This is a genomic window from Mesorhizobium sp. M7A.F.Ca.MR.148.00.0.0 (genome assembly GCF_003997735.1).
Lineage (GTDB): Bacteria > Pseudomonadota > Alphaproteobacteria > Rhizobiales > Rhizobiaceae > Mesorhizobium.
In genome coordinates, this window is record NZ_RZTB01000434.1 from 1 (window position 1) to 382 (window position 382).

Sequence of the window (382 nt, forward strand, 5' to 3'; positions counted from 1 at the left end):
GTGCGCATGGCGGACGCCATCATAACACCGGGCGTGTCGTTGCCGGCAAAGACGAGCGGCCGTTCGATGGCGCCGGCCGCGACAACGCAGCGCTTCGCCACGATCCGCCACAGCCGCTGGCGCACCTGATGCTGAGGCGGCGAGGGCAGGTGGTCGTTGACCCGCTCGATCGCGCCATAGGTACCGCCATCATAGACGCCGAACAATGTCGTGCGGGTCATGATGCGGACATCGGGCATATCGGCCAATTCAGCCAGCGTCCGCGACAGCCATTCGGCTGCCGGCACACCATCGATCGTGCCGCCATCCGACAGCAGGCGGCCGCCGGGGACAAAATCCTCTTCGCACAGGATGACGCGGGCACCAGCGCGGCCGGCTGCCA

Annotated in this window: 1 protein-coding gene; it reads right to left on the minus strand. The window is 67.3% G+C overall.

The features are described 5' to 3' along the window. Positions 1-382 (minus strand): FAD/NAD(P)-binding oxidoreductase (locus tag EOB49_RS34835; RefSeq protein WP_245473007.1); only part of this gene is annotated, 382 nt, incomplete at both ends.